This is a genomic window from Oceanobacillus luteolus (genome assembly GCF_042678205.1).
In the GTDB taxonomy this organism is placed as follows: Bacteria; Bacillota; Bacilli; order Bacillales; family Amphibacillaceae; genus Oceanobacillus; species Oceanobacillus luteolus.
This window is the reverse complement of record NZ_JBHUDE010000159.1, coordinates 30,734-50,870: the sequence shown is the minus strand read 5'-3', so window position 1 is coordinate 50,870 and position 20,137 is coordinate 30,734. Positions and strand designations below refer to the sequence as shown.

Genomic DNA, 20,137 nt, shown 5'->3' with positions numbered 1-20,137 from the left:
TGTAAATATTACTGGGTTAGTTTAGTGCTGCCTTTTTTAAGATAATTGAACCTTGATAACTCAATAATCATTTATTTTACTCTTGACATATCACCGCAGGTCTTTGTCAATATAACCACCATAATTTTACCATAATATAGAAAAAATACATTCAATTCTCATAAAAAAAGGCAGTCCCAAATTATCGACTGCCTCAAATCACAACTACTGTTTATCAAGTATTAATTTTCCTTAATTCTATAAACGCAGCAATCGTTCCTATAAAGCCTCCGACTGCAAAAAGTATAGGAATGAATATCCCATTTGAATCCTCTGCAATTAATTGTGAAATACCTAATAAGCATAATAAAACACAACCAATCAACCCTATAATTGATCTTACCTTTCTAAAAATTGGGGACACCTCCATCACTTCTACTAGTCAAAGCAATAGCGCTTCTCTTCAATTACTCCCATTTATTTAAATATAGTTCCAATAACCTTTATTTAGAAGTTCTCCTAATAAGATACCTATCATAAGCAGATACTTTAGATTCCTCCATCAATAAATCAAATCTCTCTCTATATAATAAATTCAACAAAAAAAATGATTTTCCTTTTTTAGAATTTATCCCTATTGCTTCTTCCGTAAAAGTTACATGTTAACCATCCTGTCACATTAACTTTGAAATAAATAAAGTTGCGATTCCAAAATAAATGAGCAAGGAAAGAATGTCATTAATTGTGGTGATTAGTGGACCTGAGGCTACCGCCGGGTCTATATTCAAGCGGTAGAGGATGAGTGGAATAATCGTCCCTGCCAGGGTACCAATTATTAGTGTGCAGAGCAACGAGATACCAATAACAAATCCTAATGTAGCACTGCCTTGCCAAATCAGTGCAATAATAAATATAAGTATTCCGCATGCGACCCCAATGATGATCCCAACCCATAATTCTCTTATAATCAATTTAATAACTTGTTTCCAGCCCAAATCATTCGTCGTTAAACCACGCACAACAACCGCCAACGATTGCGTACCTGTATTCCCTGTCATCCCCGCTATCATAGGCATAAAAAACGCCAGGGCCACGACTTGATCAAGCGTCTCCTCAAAACTGGCAATGATACTCCCGGAGACAATCCCGATGAATAGAAGTAAAATCAGCCAAGTTAAACGCCGGGAAGCGGCAACAAGTGGTTTGGTAGTAAAATCAATCGCTTTTCCTGAAGCAGATAACTTTTCAATATCTTCATTTGCCTCTTGATAAACAACATCAATGATATCATCGACCGTTACCACACCAAGTAAAGTCTGGTCTTCTTTTACAACTGGCATCGTAACAAACTCATAGCGCTGTATTAACTGCGCTACTTTTTCCTGGTCCATCCATGCATCTACATGTACTACCCTCGTCTTCATAATGTCCTCGATTTTTTCAAATAGATCAGCAAGCAATAAGTCGCGGTAAGATACGACACCAACCAGCCTCTTTCGATCATCAATAACATAAAGGTAGTTCAGGTATTCGGCTAATTCGGCAAAATGTTTTAATTTATCGACTGCCTCGCGGACGGTATAAGATTTATAGATCCATACAAATTGATTATTCATAATCCGACCAGCAGTTTCAGGAGGATATTTCATCAGATTTTGAATCATGTCAGAAGCTTCTTGTTTCAACCCGGCTAATAATTTCTTGATTTTATCCGGTTCCAAACTACTTAACAAGGAAACAAGATCATCATTATCCATTCGCTCGAGCACCTGTGAAGTTTTTTCAACGCTTAATGCTTTCAGAACTTCCAGTTGTTCCTTATTCGTTAATGCTTGAATGAGTTTCGCTAATTGATCAAGCGATAAGTAACTAAGATATTTGTTTCTATCGGATACTGGAAAATTCACATATAATTGCGCTAAATCATAGGGTTGTAATTCTTCTATGGTTGTTTCAAAAACTTGTTTATTATCTTCTTTTATAGCTTGGATAACCTTGTGTAAGAGTCGACTTTCAGTTGAACGTAACATGAAAATCCCCCTTTCTAAGTTTGATGGGATTCCGTACTTCTATTTGTTGTCGAAATATGAAGTAATATACCAAATGAAATCATCGTTATCAAGATAGATGATCCTCCATAACTAATCAATGGGAGTGGAATTCCCGTTATCGGGAGCATTCCAGAAACTGCACCTAAATTAATGACAACCTGAGTCATGATTTGAAAGGTTATCCCAATTGCAAGTAATTTAGGAAACATCTTTTGACACCCTTTAGCAATCTGTATACCTCGAAGCATAATAAATATGTAAGTTCCAATGATAATAAAGAGACCGACGATTCCAAGCTCTTCCAATGTAACAGCCATAATGAAATCAGTATGAGCCTCCGGAAGAAATCCTAGCTTTTGGATACTCCCCCCTAATCCGTTCCCTTTGAGCCCTCCTGTTCCAATGGCTAAATAGCTATTGACTAATTGATACCCATCACCAAATGGATCCTGAAAAGGATTCCTGAAAGAGGTTAACCTTTCCAACCGGTATGGAGAAGAATAAGCAAAGTAGCCAACGCCTAATACACCGACAGTGCCTAGCATGAATAAATGCCGAAACTTAACCCCAGAACAGATAACAATCATCCCGCATGCCGATAATATTAATGCTGCTGAGCCTAAGTCTGGCTGTTGTAAGATCAATAGAAAGACGATCGCTAAAATCAGTAAAGGTGGAAGTACACCATGTTTAAATTGGTTGATGATCCGCTGTTTCTTCGAATAAAAGGATGCAAAATAGATAATCATAAACAATTTAATGAACTCAGTTGGCTGGAATTGAAAAGAGCCCATTTGAATCCAGCGTTGTGAATAATTCCTCTCTACACCAAAAGCAGGAATTAAGACAAGAATTAACAACACAATGGAAAAAAGTACTAGTAATGGACTTAGTTTATTATAAAGTTGATACGGGATAAATATGGTCAACACTAAAAAGAAAAGGCTTAAGAGCAGCCATTGAGATTGTTTAACGAAAAAATATTGGCTTGAATCATAATTTAAATATGCGAGTGTGCTACTGCTGCTATAAATCATCATCAGTCCAAATCCCGCGAGCAATAGAATAGCAACCAGCAACGAATAATCCAAGTTCTTTAACCTTTTCAGGATGATGGATTTCATTTTAATCCGCCCCCTTTACTAGAGATTACTATTCTTACTAAAGATCATAGACAACAGAGGAGAAAGGATTCAATTCCATTACTCTCATCCTTAACATTACGATAATCTATTGTTTTCCAATTGCTGAGAAATGATTTGAACGATAAATGCGTCATCTAGTAATCCAATAGGCAATAAATAATCTGGTAGTAAATCAGTGGTGACAATGAAGTATAGTAAAGCAGCCCCCATAAAGACAAGTTGTCGAGTTGTCCCATTTTGCTTTGTAATTCGAGAATTCATCCATTGTAATTTCTCTACATATGGACCCTTTCCATCAAGTCGGTTAAGTTTAGCTTGAAACTCTTGCCGAATCATCTTTTTGCCTTCATCTGTTTGGCTGATCTGCTTGTACTTATCTATTTCTCTATTCACCTGGTCTAACGTAAATTCACCATCATATACACCGGTTGTTTTTATTAACTGTTGTATCGTTTTTAAAATATCCTGATTTTCTTTCGCATCTTCCTTCTTGGAATCCGTTTCATATCCCGCCGCTTCCAGAAGTGTTGTCATTCCAACATCCAAACTCTTTGAAAGTTTTTCTAAGTGTGTTAGATTCGCTTTTCGTTTACCATTCATAATCTTTGAGATAGTGGCATGGTCAATTCCAGAAATCTGCCCTAACTTTCTTACCGATAAAGATTTTTCCTCCATTAGCTGCCTTAAGAGTCTATTAAAATTAGCATGGTTTTCCATATAACCTTCCTTTCTATCTCAAGCTTAGATTCATTTAGAAGGATACAGCTTTGGTGACAAAATGTCAACAATGCGATAAACTAGTAAAATCATCTTTATTTTTCAGAGAAAGAAAGAAGGTAAGGGCATGAAAAAGCTACCAAGTAGTTTATTTATTCTCATCGGATTATTATGTTTCATCATGTTTGGGATGATGAGCTGGGGAGTCCATATCGAAATCAGTTGGTTACAATCGCTTGATTTAGCTATTATTGAAGCTGTTCAATCAAATATAACAACCAGCAAAACGGCAATTCTATCAACCTTAACAGAGATAGGTAACATTCGACTTGTCATTGGATTAACAATCATTCTAGTGCTTTTTCTTTTCTTCAAAAAATGGTATGCAACAGGACTATGGTTAGGTGGGACTATACTGTTTGGGGCAGCCATCCTTACAAAAATAATTAAAAAAGTAGTTGATCGGGAGCGACCGGATATTCTTCCGTTAATGGAAAAGACGACAGAAAGTTTTCCAAGCGGCCACGCCACCGCAGCAACTGTGTTTTATGGAATTATAGGATTGGCAATTATTCTTCTAATGAGAGGGCTGTGGAAACGAATAGTCATTGGCTTCATCACACTTGGTTTGATTGGATTTATTCTTGTCACCAGAATATATTTAGGGGTACATTATCCGACTGATGTTATTGCCGGTTTCCTATACGGAGCATCTGTGGTTTTTGTTTCTTTTGGGGTTTATTGTAAACTGAGCCTTTTATTACGGCATGTCCTGGAACGGTTTGGATTAGCAGATCAAAGCGAATTATTTAGTGAAGACAGTGTATTGGAACAGCGTTCTTAACGTCACCAGAAACCACTTTAGAGGTTTCAACATCTTATGATCAAATCTAGGTAGCTATATATGTAATATTTATAGATTATTACTTATTAATTACTATAACCTATCGTGTTTTTATATTTATCTAAACGAACCCATTTATTAGAAATGAGATTAGAAAATTGCGGCTAACTGCTTTTCACCTTTCCCTACATCTTAGAAAATAAAAAAATAGCTGAAGTAGATATCTTTACTTCAGCTATTCGTCGATCAAGGAAACCTAAAAATCCTGGTGGTCCGATTAAAAGGATGGATTACCACCAGAAGTCTCTTTTTCTATCTCGGTCGCCTCTGCGTTCGTCATGACGATCGTGTCTATCATGTCGGTCGTGTCGGTCTCTGTTCTCTTTGACTTGGATATCATCTGCACGAACAACCACTCTGTCGGCATTAATGAATACGTTATCCGCATCGATAAAGACATCGCGTTCGCGTCTTCTTCTCTCTTCAGACATACTAATCACCTCTTTTTCATAGGAGTAATATAGAATATGCGGAGGTGAAATAACGAGTATAGATAAACTTACTAAACCTACTTAAATATAATGAAGTCTCCTATGTCCAATTCAAGAATTAATAGGCAAGAGTTAGCATTCACTTCCAAAAGCAGACTTGTAATCTATTATTGTCGGGGTCATAAAAATCAAAGAATTGATTGTGACCATCACTTTGTATCCCAGTAACTCGTACACCCTTTCCCTCTAATTGGAGATACGTATCGTTAATATCCTTCGTATAAAAAATCGGGTAAATGGAATGATCTTTATTCGTCACCACTCCTTCTTCAATCGTTAAGGGAACCCCACTATTTCCGACGTTTAAAACACGGTACCCTTCCCCTTTAAACGAAACAGTAAATCCTAACTTCTCATACCAAGCGGTTGCTTCTTCGATATTACTTACAGTGAGACATATCGTGTCGATTCTTTCAAACACAACACAGCACTCCTATCCATTCAGATTTTTACCACTTATTACTTCCACATCACTGCGTATATTCCTTCTAACATTTCTTCGGTGGCGTTTTTCACGCACATTTTTGGGTTAAACTAACGTAAAGCTGGTTTTATAAGAAAGAAGGTAGATGTGATGGAGATTAGTGGCAAGGAACAAGCATATAAAATACAGTACGCATCACGCAATCTCTGGTCGGGAGTTTTATTCGGTCTTGGAATGGTTGCATTCTTGGATGAAGCACTATTTCACCAAATCCTCGGCTGGCATCATTTTTACGACAAATCGACGACAGAGATTGGACTGCTGTCAGACGGATTGTTTCACGCCTTTAGCTGGTTTGCGACAGTCGGATCTCTCTTTATGGTTGCTGACTTGCGCAGAAGGAATGGGTTTTGGTTGAAAAGATGGTATGGTGGTGTCCTTTTAGGTGCTGGGGGCTTTAATTTGTATGATGGGATTGTGCATCATAAAATTTTAAAGGTCCATCAGATTCGCTACGACACGGATAATCTTTTCCTCTATGATGTCGTTTGGAACAGTATCGCAGCAGTCATCCTTATCATCGGTATCATTGTTACTTTAAAAACTAGGCACATGTTGAAAAGGAGCAATTCTTAATGGCGCATCCACATCACGGAAATGACTTTCCACAAACCGCAGAAATCATTCTCTCGCTCCCTTTTATTCTCGGTATCGTCATCTACTTGTTCATGATGATATATACAAATAAACAAGGACGAAAATGGCCAATCTATCGAGCCTTTCTCTGGGTAAGTGGGTCGTTCCTTTCTCTCATTGCAGTTGCTGGTCCACTTGCAGAGTTATCACATACAGACTTTCGGGTACATATGATTGGTCATCTTCTGCTTGGCATGTTAGGTCCGCTCCTAATGGTACTTGGTGCACCGGTGACGCTGCTTCTACGGTCTCTGCCCGTAAGGCAAGCACGTAGGGTGACAAAACTGTTCCGAAGTAAAATTGCCGAGTTTCTAAGTCATCCACTTGTAACTTCCACATTGAATATAGGGGGTCTCTGGGTACTCTATACAACGAACCTTTACGTGATGATGCATGAGTATATGTGGCTGCATATCGTTGTCCATCTTCATGTTTTTTTAGCTGGCTATTTGTTTACAGTCTCGATGATTTACATCGATCCCATTCCACACCGCAGAAGCTTTTTTTCTCGTTCGATCATTTTAGTTCTTGCTCTGGCCGCGCACGGAATACTGTCCAAATATATTTATTATACCCCGCCGATTGGGGTCCCCCCATATGAAGCGGAGGTTGGCGGCATGATTATGTATTATGGTGGAGATGCAGTGGATCTTATCATTATTATTATCCTGTGCGCGCAATGGTACAAAGCGACAAAACCGCGAGTGCATCGCAAACAAAAGCTAGCTTCCATTTAACGTAAAATCTATGACTAAACAGCTATTTTTCCTAATTGTCTTTACTTTGTATCCATCTATGATAAAATAGAAAATAATTAAATAGAATTCCTTCGGGGTCGGGTGAAATTCCCAACCGGCGGTGATGAGATTTTTTTCTCTAAGCCCGTGACCCGGTGTCAGCTATCTGATACCGGTGGATTTTGGTGAGATTCCAAAGCCGACAGTAAAGTCTGGATGGGAGAAGGAAACGGATCAGTCCATATTTTTTAGGACTTTTATTTACGTATGCAAAAATCTCCCTATCGATTAGATAGGGAGATTTTTAATTGATGAGGAGACACGTCTCTATTTTCGTGTTTCTATACTCTTCATTGGCATAGCTGCAGATTCATCCATCCAACATTCTTCTCGACTGCTTACCCCGAAGCTAACCATATTCCATTTAATCATTTTTAAAAAAATAGAAAGGAGGCTATTCATGTTCACTGGTATAGTTGAAGAACTAGGGACCATTGAAAAAATTACGACGAAAGGAAATACGCTGGTCCTCATCATTCAAGGTGACATCATCATGAGCGATTTAAATTTGGGTGATAGTATCGCTGTGAATGGAGTTTGTCTAACCGTAACGGATTTCGGTAACCGTTCATTTATGGCAGATGTGATGCCTGAAACGTATAAAGATACTTCCCTTTCTCGTTTAAAACCTGGTTCGCAAGTAAACCTGGAACGGGCAATGGGAGCAGGCGGCCGATTTGGCGGGCATTTTGTTTCCGGCCATATCGATACCGTTGGAAAAATTGTTCGAAAAAAATCTAGTGAAAATGCCATCTATATTGATATTTCATTTCCACCAGAATATATCCATTACATCTTACCGAAAGGTTCTATCGCACTGGACGGTACCTCCTTGACCGTGTTCGGCATTCGAGAAGATATCGTTACTGTTTCTATTATCCCGCACACCGCAAAAGAAACGGTTCTCGGATTAAAAGATACAGGTGATATCGTTAATATAGAATTTGATATGATCGGAAAATATCTTTATTCTTTCCTAAGAAAATCAGAGCAAGCGGCAACACCAAAGGAAGATATTTCTACAGAGTTCCTACGTAAAAACGGCTTTATGTAATAGAAAGGATGGTTGTATGTTTGCCACTATCGAGGATGCAGTAAAAGAATTAAAATCTGGAAAAGTCATTATCGTTTGTGATGATGAGGATCGGGAAAATGAAGGGGATTTTATCGGCCTGGCTGATTACATCACACCAGAAACGATAAATTTTATGGCCAAAGAAGGTCGAGGTTTGATTTGTACTCCTATTGAGGAAAGTATTGCTAAAAAACTGAATCTCCATCCGATGGTAGAGAACAATACCGATAATCATGAAACTGCTTTTACAGTCAGTATCGACCACGTTCAAACGACAACTGGCATCAGTGCTTACGAGCGCTCCCTAACGATTCAAAAAATGTGTGAAATTGATTCTTCACCAGAAGATTTCAGAAGACCAGGACATATTTTTCCCCTCGTCGCGAAAAACGGTGGTGTGTTAGAAAGACCGGGACATACAGAAGCTGCGGTTGATTTAGCTAAACTCGCCGGAGCCAAACCGCTTGGAGTCATTGTAGAAATCATGAATGAAGATGGAACGATGGCCCGGGTAAATGATCTACAGCTCGTAGCTGAGAAATTTGATTTGAAAATGATTACTATTAAAGATCTCATTCATTATTTAAGCGTTCAAACTGAATGGGCCGTATCACATAACAGATAAAATGAGAAGAGGAGAAATATAAATGAAAAACATTATCGAAGGAAATTTAATTGGAACTGGACTTAAAGTAGCGATTGTAGCTGGACGATTTAATGAATTTATTACGGATAGATTGCTGAGCGGAGCAGAAGATGCACTCCGTAGACATGGGGTAAACGAAGAAGATATTACGATTGTATGGGTACCAGGTGCATTCGAAATTCCACTGGCAGCTAAAAAGTTGGCCGATAAAGGTAAATTCGATGCAGTCATCACGTTAGGTGCCGTCATTAGAGGAGCAACACCACATTTCGATTATGTAAGCAGTGAAGTGACAAAAGGTGTTGCTAACACTGGATTAGATAGCGATGTACCGGTCATATTTGGAGTTCTGACAACCGATTCCATTGAACAGGCAATCGAACGAGCTGGAACAAAAGCGGGCAACAAAGGATTTGAAGCAGCTGTTACAGCAATTGAAATGGGTAATCTTTATAGAAGCTTAAATGAGATTTAATCTATCTAAGAAGCAGGAATATCCTGCTTCTTATTTTATTGTGGACGTTTTTCATACGGATGAAGCTGACCTACAATGGACTCTTTGGAATCATTCTCGATACTCCTGATGACCCCTTTTGCTATCTCATTATGAGTCAACCACCGCGAATGATTATCCTCCAAAACAAAACCTAAATAAACTTTGTGATGTTCACAATTGGACGAGAGATGTAAAGGGTCATCCTGAAAATATCTTCTGCTGCCTTTTACTTGATACAACTTCCAAGTATTACTATGTTGCGAAATTATTTTATCCACCAACTCCAACGCTGGATAAGAAGGTATCCAGCTCACCACTAACGATATGGGGCCATCTTGTTCTATCGCATTTTTGATTGCCTCTTCCAAAGCATCATGATGGTTGTAATCCACCATGATGCTTCGGATTACCTCCGGATTTTCTGCTTGATTCTTCAAATCCAAATGCTTATTTTCACTCCTTCCGACAACCGAGGTGATGTATCCTTGCTCTGCCAGCCACAGTGAAACATCTTTCAGCATTCCTGTTCCGCCTATTACTAGAGCGTGCTTTTTAATCAATTCAAATTCTCCCCCAATTACATTGATAATAAATACTCCAACTAAAATCATCCGCCTTCAGGTGCCACAAGTTCGACCTTTATCCTATCCTGGTCTTCAAAATAAACGGCATAATGATTTTCCCCACCGGCAAAAGGATGCTTTTCAGGATAAAGAAGGTTAACACCTCTATTCCTTAACTTCTCAGTCATGTCATCCACATGCTGACGTGATTGCCCATGAAATGCGAGATGATTAAGTCCGACTCGGGAACGATGATACGGAACGTTTAAAAATCGTTCCTCTGCTTGAACAAAAACAATATATGTATCACCTAATTGCCAACTCCGTCCACTTCCCCATTCCTGAAATGGAGAATAGCCCAATTCTTCAAGAAACCAACCCCAAAATTCTACGGTCTTATGGAGGTCCGATACAAAAATTTCAATATGGTGAATGACCCCTTTTGACAAGAAAAATCCTCCTTTATCTATATTATCTGCCACATAGGAATCAGATGTCAAAGCTACGATTTACCCTCCCAATACTGTTCCATGAGTGAGCTGGACCAATGTGGCTGCCTGATTTCACCTCTTGGCAGGAATTCTTTCATCACTGGTTTTATATCGATAACCGGGGTTCCATCTATGGCATCTAATCCCCTAACGATTATTGCTCGATCCTTTAATTCCATCAACTCCACCATCGTCACACCTAATTTATTCGGTCTGTTTTTTCCTCTTTGAGCAAAAATCCCAACCTCCGGATAATCCTTTCTGTTCCTTGGATGCCTTGCCCCATACTCAATTTTTGAATCCGGTACCTTATCAAACAAAAAGATGATTTCCAGGTGAGAAAACGCTTCGATTCCTTTTAATGACGATGCAGGAATATCTTCACGTAATACAATGGTTGATAACACCGAGCCCCAATAGTCATCTGTAATACTTGTTCGCTGATTAGTTACATCAGCAATAGGTTCAATGGTATACATTGGTTTCGTCTCCCTCCTCTCGAGCTTCTTTCTTATTTACTGCTACATTGTCTATCTACCTATAAATTCAACAAAAAGTACCCTTCTCCTTCTTGAACCTCAAACCCGCTAAAAATAAAAAAGCCATAAACATTTTCGTTTATGGCTTTCCTTCCATTAATGTTCCAACAGTTCAATCGAATAAACACCACGTGATGTCGTCAAAAGAAAACGTGAACCGTCATATTCATAAAGGGCGTCGTCTTCCAGTGGTATTTCAAATTTATCCGATGGCAGGTCTTCAAAGTTGTTCTCCGTCGTTCCAATCTTCCCCGGACCATTCAAATGCAGAGCATAACGGGGTTCATAATCATCTTCATCATGATTTTCCTTTGCATATGAAACTTCGTCCAGATTGATTAATGTTTCGTCAAGGTCACTCATTTCATGTTTCACTACTTTTACCCTTTTCCCACTCCATTGCCGCAATAAATCATTAAATTCTTGTATCGATAAATATCGTTGCTGCTCCATAGTATCTCCTCCTGATTTTACGTTTTCCTTTTTTGGAGATAAACATGCATGAAATTGAGGGCTTAAAAAGGAATGAGAGGAAGAAACATACAGAATTTCAGCCTCATGTTAGCTATCTTATCGATACATTTTATTATAATACTCCGTCCATTTATCTACTCCAGTATCATAATAATGGAGCCATACTTCTACCCCATTATCATAAGCTTCCAGCCAGTTTTTCGATTGATTATCGTATCCATACATCCATATCGCACTGGAGCGGTCATAAAATAACATCCATAAATTCTCCGCTTTTTCCATTTCGCGTTCCTTTACAAGATAATCGATTTATTCCTCTGCTCGTTCAAACTCCAGTTCGGATTTATCCATGATTGAAAAACCATTTTCCTCAGCTAAATCCATCAACTCATTCGAGATTTCTTCAGCATTTTTCATGCCTTCCTGTTGCCATTCTTCCCAAGCTTCTTGTATCCGAGTATATTCATCATGCCAATATTGTTCTAAATCTTGCTGATTCCCTGCATACGTGAAAGTTCCATTACCCGCTTCTGCTACCTCCTCTAATAATTCTCTTGCTTCATCATCAACTTGGAAACCAATAATATTGATGATTGGCTCGATGCCTTTTTCAGTCAACGCTTTAGCAGCGGCCACTGGATCACCATCACATGTCTCGATCCCATCACTTACAACATAGACAATGGCACCGGAAGCAACTTCAGGAATATCTTTTTCCGCTTCTTCCAGCGCAAATCCAATCGGAGTCCAGCCTGCAGGGGTTACGGATTCTAATGACTTAGTAAAGTCCTCATGATTAACTTTGTCATTATAAATTACTTCAGTAGCTTCACAGGACATCTTTTTATCTTGTTCTGTTCCCGAGCCTTCATGGCCATACACACGTAATGAAATCGTACTGTCTTCAGGCAGTGTATCAACGAAGTCTGTGATAGCTTCCTTTGCAGCGTCCATTCTCGTTTTCCCACCATTGTCTGCATTCATACTGCCACTAGCATCCAGTAAAATGGCAAAATGGCTGGAGGAAATCTTCTGTTCTGGTCCGTCCACGTCTTCGTCTCGACTTTCAACTTGAACATCAACTGTCGGGTCAAATTTGACGAAAACTTCCACTTCTTCATGATAATCTTCACGAATCAATTGTAAAATCGCCGACTCCAATACTTCCTCACTGCTATCCATCGGCAGTTCATCCAACAACAATTTAATCTCCTCAAAATCATAATCATCTCCACTGAACATACCTTCTTTCAGCACGAGATCCTGCTCCAGTTCCTCCAATTCCCGTGGGAGATCTTCTAACTGATAAGCTTCGACTTCCTCCTCCCACCAAGCCTTTTGTTCATCTTCCGTTGACTCTTCGGTATTGGTGTCATCCTCTACCGATTCCTCAACTGGGGAAATTTCCTCCTCATCTTCTGCAGAGGCTTCCTCGTCTTCACTGCAACCTGAAATAAACAACATAGTAATCAACAAAAATAGTCCAAACTTCTTCAATTCGACACCTCTTCTTTGATTTACAATTTGTATAAATCATATAAAAGTGAAGATATTTTTCTAGAGGTTTAATACCTATAAAACGCCTATAAAATACGACAACAAGGGCCTTTCGCCTCAGTATTATCGACGGAGTTTAAATATTTGTATTTAATTGGCAAATAAGAAATTAATTATTTTTACCACGAACCACGGATTCTTTGGTAATATAGTATAGTTAGGAAAATTAGAATCAATTGCAAGGGAGTTTTACTTTTTGATCATTACCGAAATCATGACAAAAGACGAATTACTGAAATTGCAAAATCTGCTCCAGGAATCTAAAGAAGATGCTGTACTTTTCGTTGAAGATAAAATACAACTACGATCGAAGAAGAAAAGGATTCAAAAGAAATTCCGCAAAAAAATAATCACTCAACTTTCTTCTATGGAGCAAGCCGTACATACAGATGAAGAAGTAATTGCTGAGCAGCCAGAAGTGGATGTCAGCGGTCTCCCTGTTACCTTCCTATTAGGTTTAGGCAAAGAATATTTTGCTGATTTGGATATCGTCAAGTATTACTATACGAAATCCCAAGAAGCATACTATAAAAACAAGGAACTATTGATTGAAACAATCAATAAAGCAATCCAAGAGGAAACTTCTTCTGTACGGAAAGAAATTATCACGAAAGTTGAAGAAAAGAAAAAGTAACAATTTGAGGTGTATGCTGCCTCAAATTGTTATTTTTTTGCCTTGAGGGCGTTACTAATAAAATTAAAATAATAACAAAAGCTATGGACGAATGATTTGATATGAAGGAAGTGCTTCTATGAAAAGGCGTTTGTTTATCATAGCAATTATACTTTGTACCACCCTAGCTCCACTCATCATAAGTGCTCACGTAAAATGGTTTACAGAAGAGCCGGCGGTAAAAGAAGATATCACAACAATCTTATCACCATTCTTTATTTCATTCGCTTTGCTTGTCGCCATTGTTTTAGCTGCAATTCCTCAAATACTTCCTCGAATTCCGGTACTTCAAAAGGTGCTTTGATCCCCCAAAGAGATGCACTCTTGAAGCCAAACTTCGGATAATATTCGGGATGCCCCAAAACGATAACTGAAAAATATCCAAGTTCTTTCGCTTTTCTTAACGCCTCGGAAATCAGAAGGCCACCGATTCCTTTATTTTGCTTCTCTGGCAAAACGGATACCGGAGCAAGAGCAAGTGATTCCACCGTTTTTCCGTCATTTTTTCTAATTTGTATTTTCGACAAAAGGATATGCCCGACTAACTTATTGGTTTCCGGCTCTGTTGCCACAATGGAAAGCTCTGGTAAGAAGCCTTCCGAATTTCTAATTCGGGAAACTAACAGATGTTCATTTTTATCACTAAACTCCGCATTGGCAAAAGCTTGCTCCACAACCTGTTCAGTTGCATTATAATCATTTGGAGTTTCTTGCCTGATGTTAACGTTCATAAAATCAACCCTCTTTCATCCAAGAAAATCTTTCAAGGCAGCAAACTGCTCCCTGGCATCATTCTGGCCTAACTCGTAAAGTTCCTCTAACCTTTCCCTATTACGTTCCATCCTCCCGACGGGCAAAGAAACACTTGGTCTTAGTACAAATACATTACCGGCCTTTTCCTGCTCATTTATGTATTCTACTGTCGCGTTATAATGTTTATATCGCTCGCGTAATAACTCACTAATTTTTGGATGGCGTTTATATTTCAATACTGATGACAATTTGCTTGGACGTTTAAAATAACCTTCAGGCTTCGTGAGGATAACCACATTTTTTTGGTAGCCATCCCCTTCCGCTTTTTTTACAGGTATTGGATCTACGATGCCACCATCCAACAAATGCTTGCCCTTATACTCTACACTCGATGACACAAACGGTAAGGAACTGGAAGCACGAAGGAGCTTGACGAGATCATCTCCCTGTTGCGATTTATCAAAGTATACAGGCTCCCCTGTTTCACAATCTGTCGTAACAATGACGAACTCCTCCGGGCTCTCCCGAAATGCCTCCATATCAAACGGTACAAGCTTATTGGGGATTTCATCAAAAATAAAATCCATGCCGAAGATTTCCCGTTTCTTAATAAAATTTGAAAATGAGATATAGCGTTTATCATCTATGTATCCGAGATTCACTTTTTTATTTCTGCCTTTTTGCCTTGATAGATAGGATGCGCCCATACAAGCTCCAGCTGAAACTCCAATGATATAAGGAAAATATAAATCCTGCTCCATAAAATATTCAAGAACACCAGCTGTATATAATCCGCGCATTCCTCCGCCTTCAAGCACTAGTCCTGCATTAACCATCGACCATTTCCTCTCTTTTTTTGCATTCATTTCCATAATTGAATATCATTATTCTAACAAAGCTGCTTCGGATTTAAAAATTTATGGATTACATCGACTCGAGAGGATTAATTCATGTATGATTAAAATAAAGCGAATTTATGATGAACCGGCCGAGACAGATGGAATGCGTATATTGGTAGACCGACTCTGGCCGCGGGGGATATCAAAAGAGGAAGCAAAGCTCGACCATTGGCTAAAAGAAATCGGCCCAACAAACGAACTGCGAAAGTCTTTTCATCATGATGAACTGAGTTTTACAGCATTTAAAGAAAAGTATCTTCAAGAATTGACCTCAGGGAAACAAAAAGAAGCACTCGAGGAATTAAAAAGTATCTATAACTCCGAGGAGAAAGTTACACTTTTATTTGCCGCGAAAAATGAGGAAAATAATCAGGCCAGGATATTGAAAGAATTGATTGAGCATGATAATGAAAATATTTCAGATTCCTAAAGTAAATTACAAGATCAAAGGAGAATGCATGTATGAATGAATACGGTACACTACAAAAGAAAGATGGGCGTTATTCTTTACGATTTGAACGGTTTTTCCCGCTGCAACGAGAAGATGTCTTCCGCGTAATAACAGACCCTGAAGCCTTCAAGCAATGGTATCCTTTTGCCACTGGAGATATGGATGTGAAACTTGGCGGAAAAATAGCTTTCGACAATGGAGAAGGATCGACATATGAAGGGATTATCACTGAATTAGATCCACCCCATGAATTCGGCTTTGATGAGGTGGGTGACTTAGTAAACATAACCTTACAGGAAGAGAATGAGGGCAGCCGATTGATTTTCATCCATACTTTCGATGATGATTCTTGGGCGGTGCAAACTGCTGCAGGTTGGCACCGTTGTCTCGGTGCACTGAGTCAAATCGTTAATGGGGAAAAAGTGGAATGGAAAGATAATGCAGCTGCGTTACGAGAAATATATAGTAAAGCCTTTGATAAGGAATAATAATGTCACTAGCTAAAGGGTGCTTTCAACAGGAGGAGCACCCTTCGTTTTATCTCTATCACGTGATATCACCCCCTCTTCCACACTTTTCGATAATCGATCCTTCCATTACTATCAAGGGTCATATTTACAAAAAGGTGATCATTAGATTCATAAACGATATGTGAGCGATGGGTCAAAAAACGAATCACATGATGATCTGTCAAATAGTCCTCGATTTTCTTGTAGTACATCATGCGCTCCCCGTCATCGTCCGTTCCCTTGATATTCTCCAGCTGTTCCAATACGAATTGTTGCATATCTGGCACTAAACAATTAAATATCGGAATCCGTTTCGATGTTAAAGTAGATATTAAGGAAAGTAACCGGTCTTCTCCGAGTGCAACACCGGATACGATTAAATCATATCGTTCAAGCACTCGCCTGTCCTTAAGATCATTCACATGTACGGCTTCAACTTTAGCTTGAATGCCGTTTTGATTCAGCTGTTGTTTTAATATTTCAGCTTCCCGGAGATGATTTACCCCTTCACGGATTTGTTGTGCGGCAATCCTTATTTCCCCTGCAAACCTCACCTTACCAAAATCAAGAGAAGGTTGTCGCTTCCCATTTCTCTCCGTCAAAAAACTATCCGCAACCCTCTCCACAGGTAGGCAAAATTCTTCTGGTCGGATGATTCTATATATTTTTTCTCGCAAACTCTCCTTCTGAAAGTGGCCAGATTTCCGGCAATTAAACATAATAAAATCTGCGCCCTCCTCTATCCTCTCTACCGCTTTCCACGAGGCATCGGGAGGACTTAATAAAACCGGGACAGAAACATCCGATGGAAAAGGAGTTTTTATAATTTCAATACGATCCAACCAAGGTCGGTACCCGTAGTAATCCTTGAAAACTTCCAATATGATCATTTCATCGTCATGCCGAACCAATTGATATGGCCCACAACCGATAGGGAAATCCTGAAAATTGGATGAATCAATAATATCCATCGGAATGATGGATGCTTTTAAACTAGCCAAATATCGCGGAAACAAATAATTGATTTCTTGCAGTTGAAATTCCACGACATATTTTGATTGACATAGAATTTGATCGATGGTTTGCAACGGCGCTTCTATCGGCATCATACGAGTAAGGCTAGCCTTCACATCTTCACTCGTCAATTCTTTACCATGATGGAACAGGACACCTTTTCGCAAATAAAAGGTCCAGGTTTTTCCATCCTCACTTTCAAAATGATGGGCAATCTGCGGAACAACCTGTCTCGTTTCAGCATCAAAGTCTACCAAACGGTCAAAGATTTGCTTCACCATATGGGCATCATGCCTGGAAATCGCATGGAGCGGATCCATCACCAGCCTTGTTTCATAGAATGGATAGCGCAATATATCGAGATCCTCTTCACTCTTATTGATGCTGGCTATATAACTTGTCATCCATTCCTGAAATTGGAGCTGAATTCTTCCTTCCATTTTTTCCAGCATCGCAAATCCTTCTTTATACTGTCCCTTCCGGATATACTGCTTCGCCTCTTCCAATTCAAGTTCATCTAAAGAGTAGTTTAATACGATGCTTGGCTTCTTTCCCCTTCCTCGTTGAATAGACCATGTGATATAGCCTTCGTTATCCAGATAACGAACAACCGTCTTGACATGACGCTCTGAACAATCCAATATCTCTGCAAGATCCTTAATTGTAGTCTCATATGTTTTATGTATGGTAAAAAATTTGTTCATTCTTTTTAAATGATTACTATATTTCATATTTACCTCCAAAAAGGTGAACTGCTAATCTTCATAAAATTCACTTTATGTTCCTCTTTTTCTATCATACACTTTGATTAGAAACAGAACAATCAACGTTCGGGGTGAGGATATGGAAAATAGAGAAGTTCATGAAGAAACACAGACACTATGGAAAAATAAAAATTTCCTATTAATCTGGGGAGGTAATGTCGTCTCCAGCTTAGGTTTTCAAATTTATAGTATTGCAATTCCGTTATTAATCTACAGTATGAGCCAATCCGCCATAGCGATGAGTGCTATGCGAGCAATTGAATTTCTACCGAATATTTTTATAGGTATGATTGCCGGAGTGCTTGTCGACCGATTCAATCGGAAAAAAATGATGCAATGGACGAGTTTTATCCAATTTGCCTGTGTGCTCGGCATTGTACTGTTGCTCCTTGTCAGTCAGCTTGAACTTTGGCATTTGTACATCTTAGGCTTTATCCTTTCCTGTGCAGGCTACACTTTTGGAAATGCGAGCCACTCGATTATCCCGCAGATTGTGGAAAAAGAGCAGCTTACATCAGCTAATGCCAAGCTGACCTTTATGAGCACCATCGTTCAAACAGCTGGACCAGGAATGGCCGGAGCATTCCTTGCTGCTTTTTCTTTTACGTCGACATTCGCCCTGTATTTATTTTGCCTGCTTATTTTATTGCTGTGCATCCGTTCCATTAAATTGCCTTCTGCTGCAAAAGAAACGAGCAGACAAACCGGTATTTGGACAGAAATGAAAGAGGGGCTGGTAGAATTATTCCAGAATAAAACATTACTCACTCCGACGATTACAGTCTTATTTGTCAATTTTGCTGCGAGTCTTGTCATTGGCGTCCTCGTTTTTTACGTCACCGATCAACTCGGGGCGACCGAGGCAGAAGTCGGACTGATGTTTACGATTTCTGCTGCAGGAGGACTGATTGGGGCGGCTTTCATCAGCCAAATCCGGAAAAAGTTCGGTAGAGGAAATATTTATACCTTTTGCTTGTTGATTGATGTGATTGGCATCACGAGCTTAATCTTTGCGCCAACATGGTGGACAATCGGAATTGCCCTTGGCATCCGTACATTTTCCACCACATTATCTAACATTGTTTATTTTACAATCCGGCAAGAATTCACGCCGAATCATTTGCTTGGCAGAGTAGCAGGGACTTCTTCCATGCTTATGAAGTTAACCCTTCCACTCGGGTTATTAATTGCAGGCCTCTGGGCCGAGTGGTTGCCAATTCCTATTTTATTTGCCATCTCATCGTGCATCTTGTTCATATTGTTTATTCGCCTTTTTTTCCACCCGTTTCGTAAGCTCGTATAAAAAATCGGGTTAGGAGGAGTCACCTTCTAACCCGATGAATGTTAAACTTGAGCATAAAACATGTGAGATTGAGCATTTTTGCTGTGAACTTGAGCATTTATTTGTAAATCTGAGCATTTTCACCATCGACTTGAGCATTTCAACTCAACATCCCGCATCACTGCTTCCGATGCTTTTCCCAAAACTCCATCATCTCTTCTTTACTGATTTCCCGATGTACTTCATGCAGCATCCAAACATAACCAAATGGATCGGTAAAAATTGCATTCGAAAGCCCCATCTCAGGTATTTCAGTGACGGCTTGTATTTCCGTACATCCCGCTTCCATTGCCTGTTTGTATGTATCCTTAATGTTAGGGACTGTTACATTTACCCAACTCGTTTTCGAATCTTCCGGCTTTGGAGCAATCAAATGAAATTGCGGATTTTCATCCAAAAGATGAAAACGAACACCATATAAAGTAAAGATGACTTCATTTTCACCACGCGAAAAGTCAGTTACTTCTTCACGTTCAATATCAAAAATCCTCTCATACAATTCCAGAGCCTTAATACTATCCGGCACCACCATATCCAGTTCTACTCCGACCATTAAGAGTCACTCCTTTGTAAATTAATCGATTTCCATATTAAACTTCATAACATCTCTGATGACAGCTTCCCTCTCTACTCCTCGATTTATTCCTATGAACATTAGAATTTTTCCCGTTCATACAGCATACGTTT

24 protein-coding genes, 1 pseudogene and 1 riboswitch are annotated in these 20,137 nt (G+C 39.2%); of the genes and pseudogenes, 10 read left to right on the top strand and 15 right to left on the bottom strand.

Annotated elements, in window-relative coordinates; translation table 11 throughout:
- Positions 1-653 precede the first annotated feature (653 nt).
- The 3 genes from mgtE to ACFSBH_RS18280 form a co-directional block, all read right to left on the bottom strand.
- Positions 654-2,009, bottom strand: a complete 1,356-nt coding sequence (gene mgtE / locus ACFSBH_RS18290) for a magnesium transporter (protein WP_251517655.1) — start codon at positions 2,007-2,009, stop codon at positions 654-656.
- 14 nt (positions 2,010-2,023) lie between these two features.
- Positions 2,024-3,160 (bottom strand): putative lipid II flippase FtsW, encoded by a 1,137-nt coding sequence (gene ftsW, locus ACFSBH_RS18285; protein WP_251517657.1) that lies wholly within the window; start codon positions 3,158-3,160, stop codon positions 2,024-2,026.
- Between the two features lie 90 nt (positions 3,161-3,250).
- Positions 3,251-3,892 carry a helix-turn-helix domain-containing protein gene (locus ACFSBH_RS18280; RefSeq protein ID WP_251517652.1) on the bottom strand — a complete coding sequence of 214 codons (642 nt, stop codon included), beginning with the start codon at positions 3,890-3,892 and terminating at the stop codon, positions 3,251-3,253.
- Between the two features lie 127 nt (positions 3,893-4,019).
- Here ACFSBH_RS18280 and ACFSBH_RS18275 point away from each other — a divergent pair, with 127 nt between their 5' ends.
- Positions 4,020-4,736, top strand: coding sequence for a phosphatase PAP2 family protein (locus ACFSBH_RS18275; RefSeq protein WP_251517649.1), 717 nt, complete (start codon positions 4,020-4,022; stop codon positions 4,734-4,736).
- Between the two features lie 290 nt (positions 4,737-5,026).
- Here ACFSBH_RS18275 and ACFSBH_RS18270 read toward each other — a convergent pair whose 3' ends face one another.
- Together ACFSBH_RS18270 and ACFSBH_RS18265 are read right to left on the bottom strand one after the other, a co-directional pair.
- Positions 5,027-5,227: a hypothetical protein gene (locus ACFSBH_RS18270; RefSeq protein WP_251517647.1), complete on the bottom strand. Its 201-nt coding sequence runs from the start codon at positions 5,225-5,227 to the stop codon at positions 5,027-5,029.
- A 139-nt stretch (positions 5,228-5,366) separates the two neighbouring features.
- Positions 5,367-5,708: a VOC family protein gene (locus ACFSBH_RS18265; RefSeq protein ID WP_251517645.1), complete on the bottom strand. Its 342-nt coding sequence runs from the start codon at positions 5,706-5,708 to the stop codon at positions 5,367-5,369.
- A gap of 153 nt (positions 5,709-5,861) precedes the next feature.
- On the opposite strand from ACFSBH_RS18265, the gene ACFSBH_RS18260 reads away from it, so the two are divergent.
- From ACFSBH_RS18260 to ribH, 5 genes and pseudogenes are all read left to right on the top strand, one after another.
- Positions 5,862-6,347 (top strand): DUF2243 domain-containing protein, encoded by a 486-nt coding sequence (locus ACFSBH_RS18260; RefSeq protein ID WP_251517641.1) that lies wholly within the window; start codon positions 5,862-5,864, stop codon positions 6,345-6,347.
- Positions 6,347-7,144 (top strand): cytochrome c oxidase assembly protein, encoded by a 798-nt coding sequence (locus tag ACFSBH_RS18255; protein ID WP_251517638.1) that lies wholly within the window; start codon positions 6,347-6,349, stop codon positions 7,142-7,144. The genes ACFSBH_RS18260 and ACFSBH_RS18255 overlap by 1 nt, the downstream gene beginning before the upstream one ends.
- An 84-nt stretch (positions 7,145-7,228) precedes the next feature.
- Positions 7,229-7,376: riboswitch (FMN riboswitch) on the top strand.
- A gap of 228 nt (positions 7,377-7,604) precedes the next feature.
- A complete protein-coding gene (gene ribE, locus ACFSBH_RS18250) occupies positions 7,605-8,258 on the top strand; it encodes a riboflavin synthase (RefSeq protein ID WP_251517635.1) in 654 nt (217 codons plus the stop codon).
- Between the two features lie 16 nt (positions 8,259-8,274).
- Positions 8,275-8,862: pseudogene (ribB, locus tag ACFSBH_RS18245) on the top strand (3,4-dihydroxy-2-butanone-4-phosphate synthase); the annotation flags it as partial.
- A 64-nt stretch (positions 8,863-8,926) separates the two neighbouring features.
- Positions 8,927-9,400 (top strand): 6,7-dimethyl-8-ribityllumazine synthase, encoded by a 474-nt coding sequence (ribH, locus tag ACFSBH_RS18240; protein ID WP_251517631.1) that lies wholly within the window; start codon positions 8,927-8,929, stop codon positions 9,398-9,400.
- Between the two features lie 35 nt (positions 9,401-9,435).
- On the opposite strand, the gene ACFSBH_RS18235 is transcribed toward ribH, so the two are convergent.
- The 6 genes from ACFSBH_RS18235 to ACFSBH_RS18210 form a co-directional block, all read right to left on the bottom strand.
- Positions 9,436-10,032 (bottom strand): Rossmann-fold NAD(P)-binding domain-containing protein, encoded by a 597-nt coding sequence (locus ACFSBH_RS18235; RefSeq protein ID WP_379598995.1) that lies wholly within the window; start codon positions 10,030-10,032, stop codon positions 9,436-9,438.
- Complete coding sequence (locus ACFSBH_RS18230) at positions 10,029-10,433, bottom strand: VOC family protein (protein WP_379598993.1); 405 nt, start codon at positions 10,431-10,433, stop codon at positions 10,029-10,031. Before ACFSBH_RS18230 ends, ACFSBH_RS18235 begins: the two co-directional genes overlap by 4 nt.
- Before the next feature lie 53 nt (positions 10,434-10,486).
- Positions 10,487-10,954: an SAM-dependent methyltransferase gene (locus ACFSBH_RS18225; protein WP_251518054.1), complete on the bottom strand. Its 468-nt coding sequence runs from the start codon at positions 10,952-10,954 to the stop codon at positions 10,487-10,489.
- A 156-nt stretch (positions 10,955-11,110) separates the two neighbouring features.
- Entirely contained in the window at positions 11,111-11,467 is a 357-nt protein-coding gene (locus tag ACFSBH_RS18220; RefSeq protein ID WP_251515540.1) for a hypothetical protein, read from the bottom strand.
- 117 nt (positions 11,468-11,584) lie between these two features.
- Positions 11,585-11,770 (bottom strand): hypothetical protein, encoded by a 186-nt coding sequence (locus ACFSBH_RS18215; RefSeq protein ID WP_379598991.1) that lies wholly within the window; start codon positions 11,768-11,770, stop codon positions 11,585-11,587.
- A 27-nt stretch (positions 11,771-11,797) separates the two neighbouring features.
- Positions 11,798-12,985 carry a vWA domain-containing protein gene (locus ACFSBH_RS18210; RefSeq protein WP_379598989.1) on the bottom strand — a complete coding sequence of 396 codons (1,188 nt, stop codon included), beginning with the start codon at positions 12,983-12,985 and terminating at the stop codon, positions 11,798-11,800.
- A gap of 256 nt (positions 12,986-13,241) precedes the next feature.
- On the opposite strand from ACFSBH_RS18210, the gene ACFSBH_RS18205 reads away from it, so the two are divergent.
- Positions 13,242-13,679 (top strand): hypothetical protein, encoded by a 438-nt coding sequence (locus ACFSBH_RS18205; RefSeq protein ID WP_251515546.1) that lies wholly within the window; start codon positions 13,242-13,244, stop codon positions 13,677-13,679.
- Between the two features lie 254 nt (positions 13,680-13,933).
- Here the strand turns inward: ACFSBH_RS18205 and ACFSBH_RS18200 are convergent, their stop codons facing one another.
- A complete protein-coding gene (locus ACFSBH_RS18200; protein WP_379598987.1) occupies positions 13,934-14,449 on the bottom strand; it encodes a GNAT family N-acetyltransferase in 516 nt (171 codons plus the stop codon).
- 15 nt (positions 14,450-14,464) lie between these two features.
- Positions 14,465-15,307: a patatin-like phospholipase family protein gene (locus tag ACFSBH_RS18195; protein WP_379599002.1), complete on the bottom strand. Its 843-nt coding sequence runs from the start codon at positions 15,305-15,307 to the stop codon at positions 14,465-14,467.
- Between the two features lie 118 nt (positions 15,308-15,425).
- On the opposite strand from ACFSBH_RS18195, the gene ACFSBH_RS18190 reads away from it, so the two are divergent.
- Positions 15,426-15,800 (top strand): DUF488 domain-containing protein, encoded by a 375-nt coding sequence (locus ACFSBH_RS18190; protein ID WP_379598985.1) that lies wholly within the window; start codon positions 15,426-15,428, stop codon positions 15,798-15,800.
- A 32-nt stretch (positions 15,801-15,832) separates the two neighbouring features.
- Complete coding sequence (locus ACFSBH_RS18185) at positions 15,833-16,309, top strand: SRPBCC family protein (protein ID WP_379598983.1); 477 nt, start codon at positions 15,833-15,835, stop codon at positions 16,307-16,309.
- A 68-nt stretch (positions 16,310-16,377) separates the two neighbouring features.
- Here the strand turns inward: ACFSBH_RS18185 and ACFSBH_RS18180 are convergent, their stop codons facing one another.
- Positions 16,378-18,048 carry an ABC transporter substrate-binding protein gene (locus tag ACFSBH_RS18180; protein WP_379598981.1) on the bottom strand — a complete coding sequence of 557 codons (1,671 nt, stop codon included), beginning with the start codon at positions 18,046-18,048 and terminating at the stop codon, positions 16,378-16,380.
- Positions 18,049-18,187: 139 nt separating this feature from the next.
- On the opposite strand from ACFSBH_RS18180, the gene ACFSBH_RS18175 reads away from it, so the two are divergent.
- Complete coding sequence (locus ACFSBH_RS18175) at positions 18,188-19,411, top strand: MFS transporter (protein ID WP_251515559.1); 1,224 nt, start codon at positions 18,188-18,190, stop codon at positions 19,409-19,411.
- Between the two features lie 157 nt (positions 19,412-19,568).
- Here ACFSBH_RS18175 and ACFSBH_RS18170 read toward each other — a convergent pair whose 3' ends face one another.
- On the bottom strand, positions 19,569-20,003 hold the full coding sequence (locus tag ACFSBH_RS18170; protein WP_379598979.1) for a VOC family protein: 435 nt from the start codon (positions 20,001-20,003) through the stop codon (positions 19,569-19,571).
- Between the last annotated feature and the right edge of the window lie 134 nt (positions 20,004-20,137).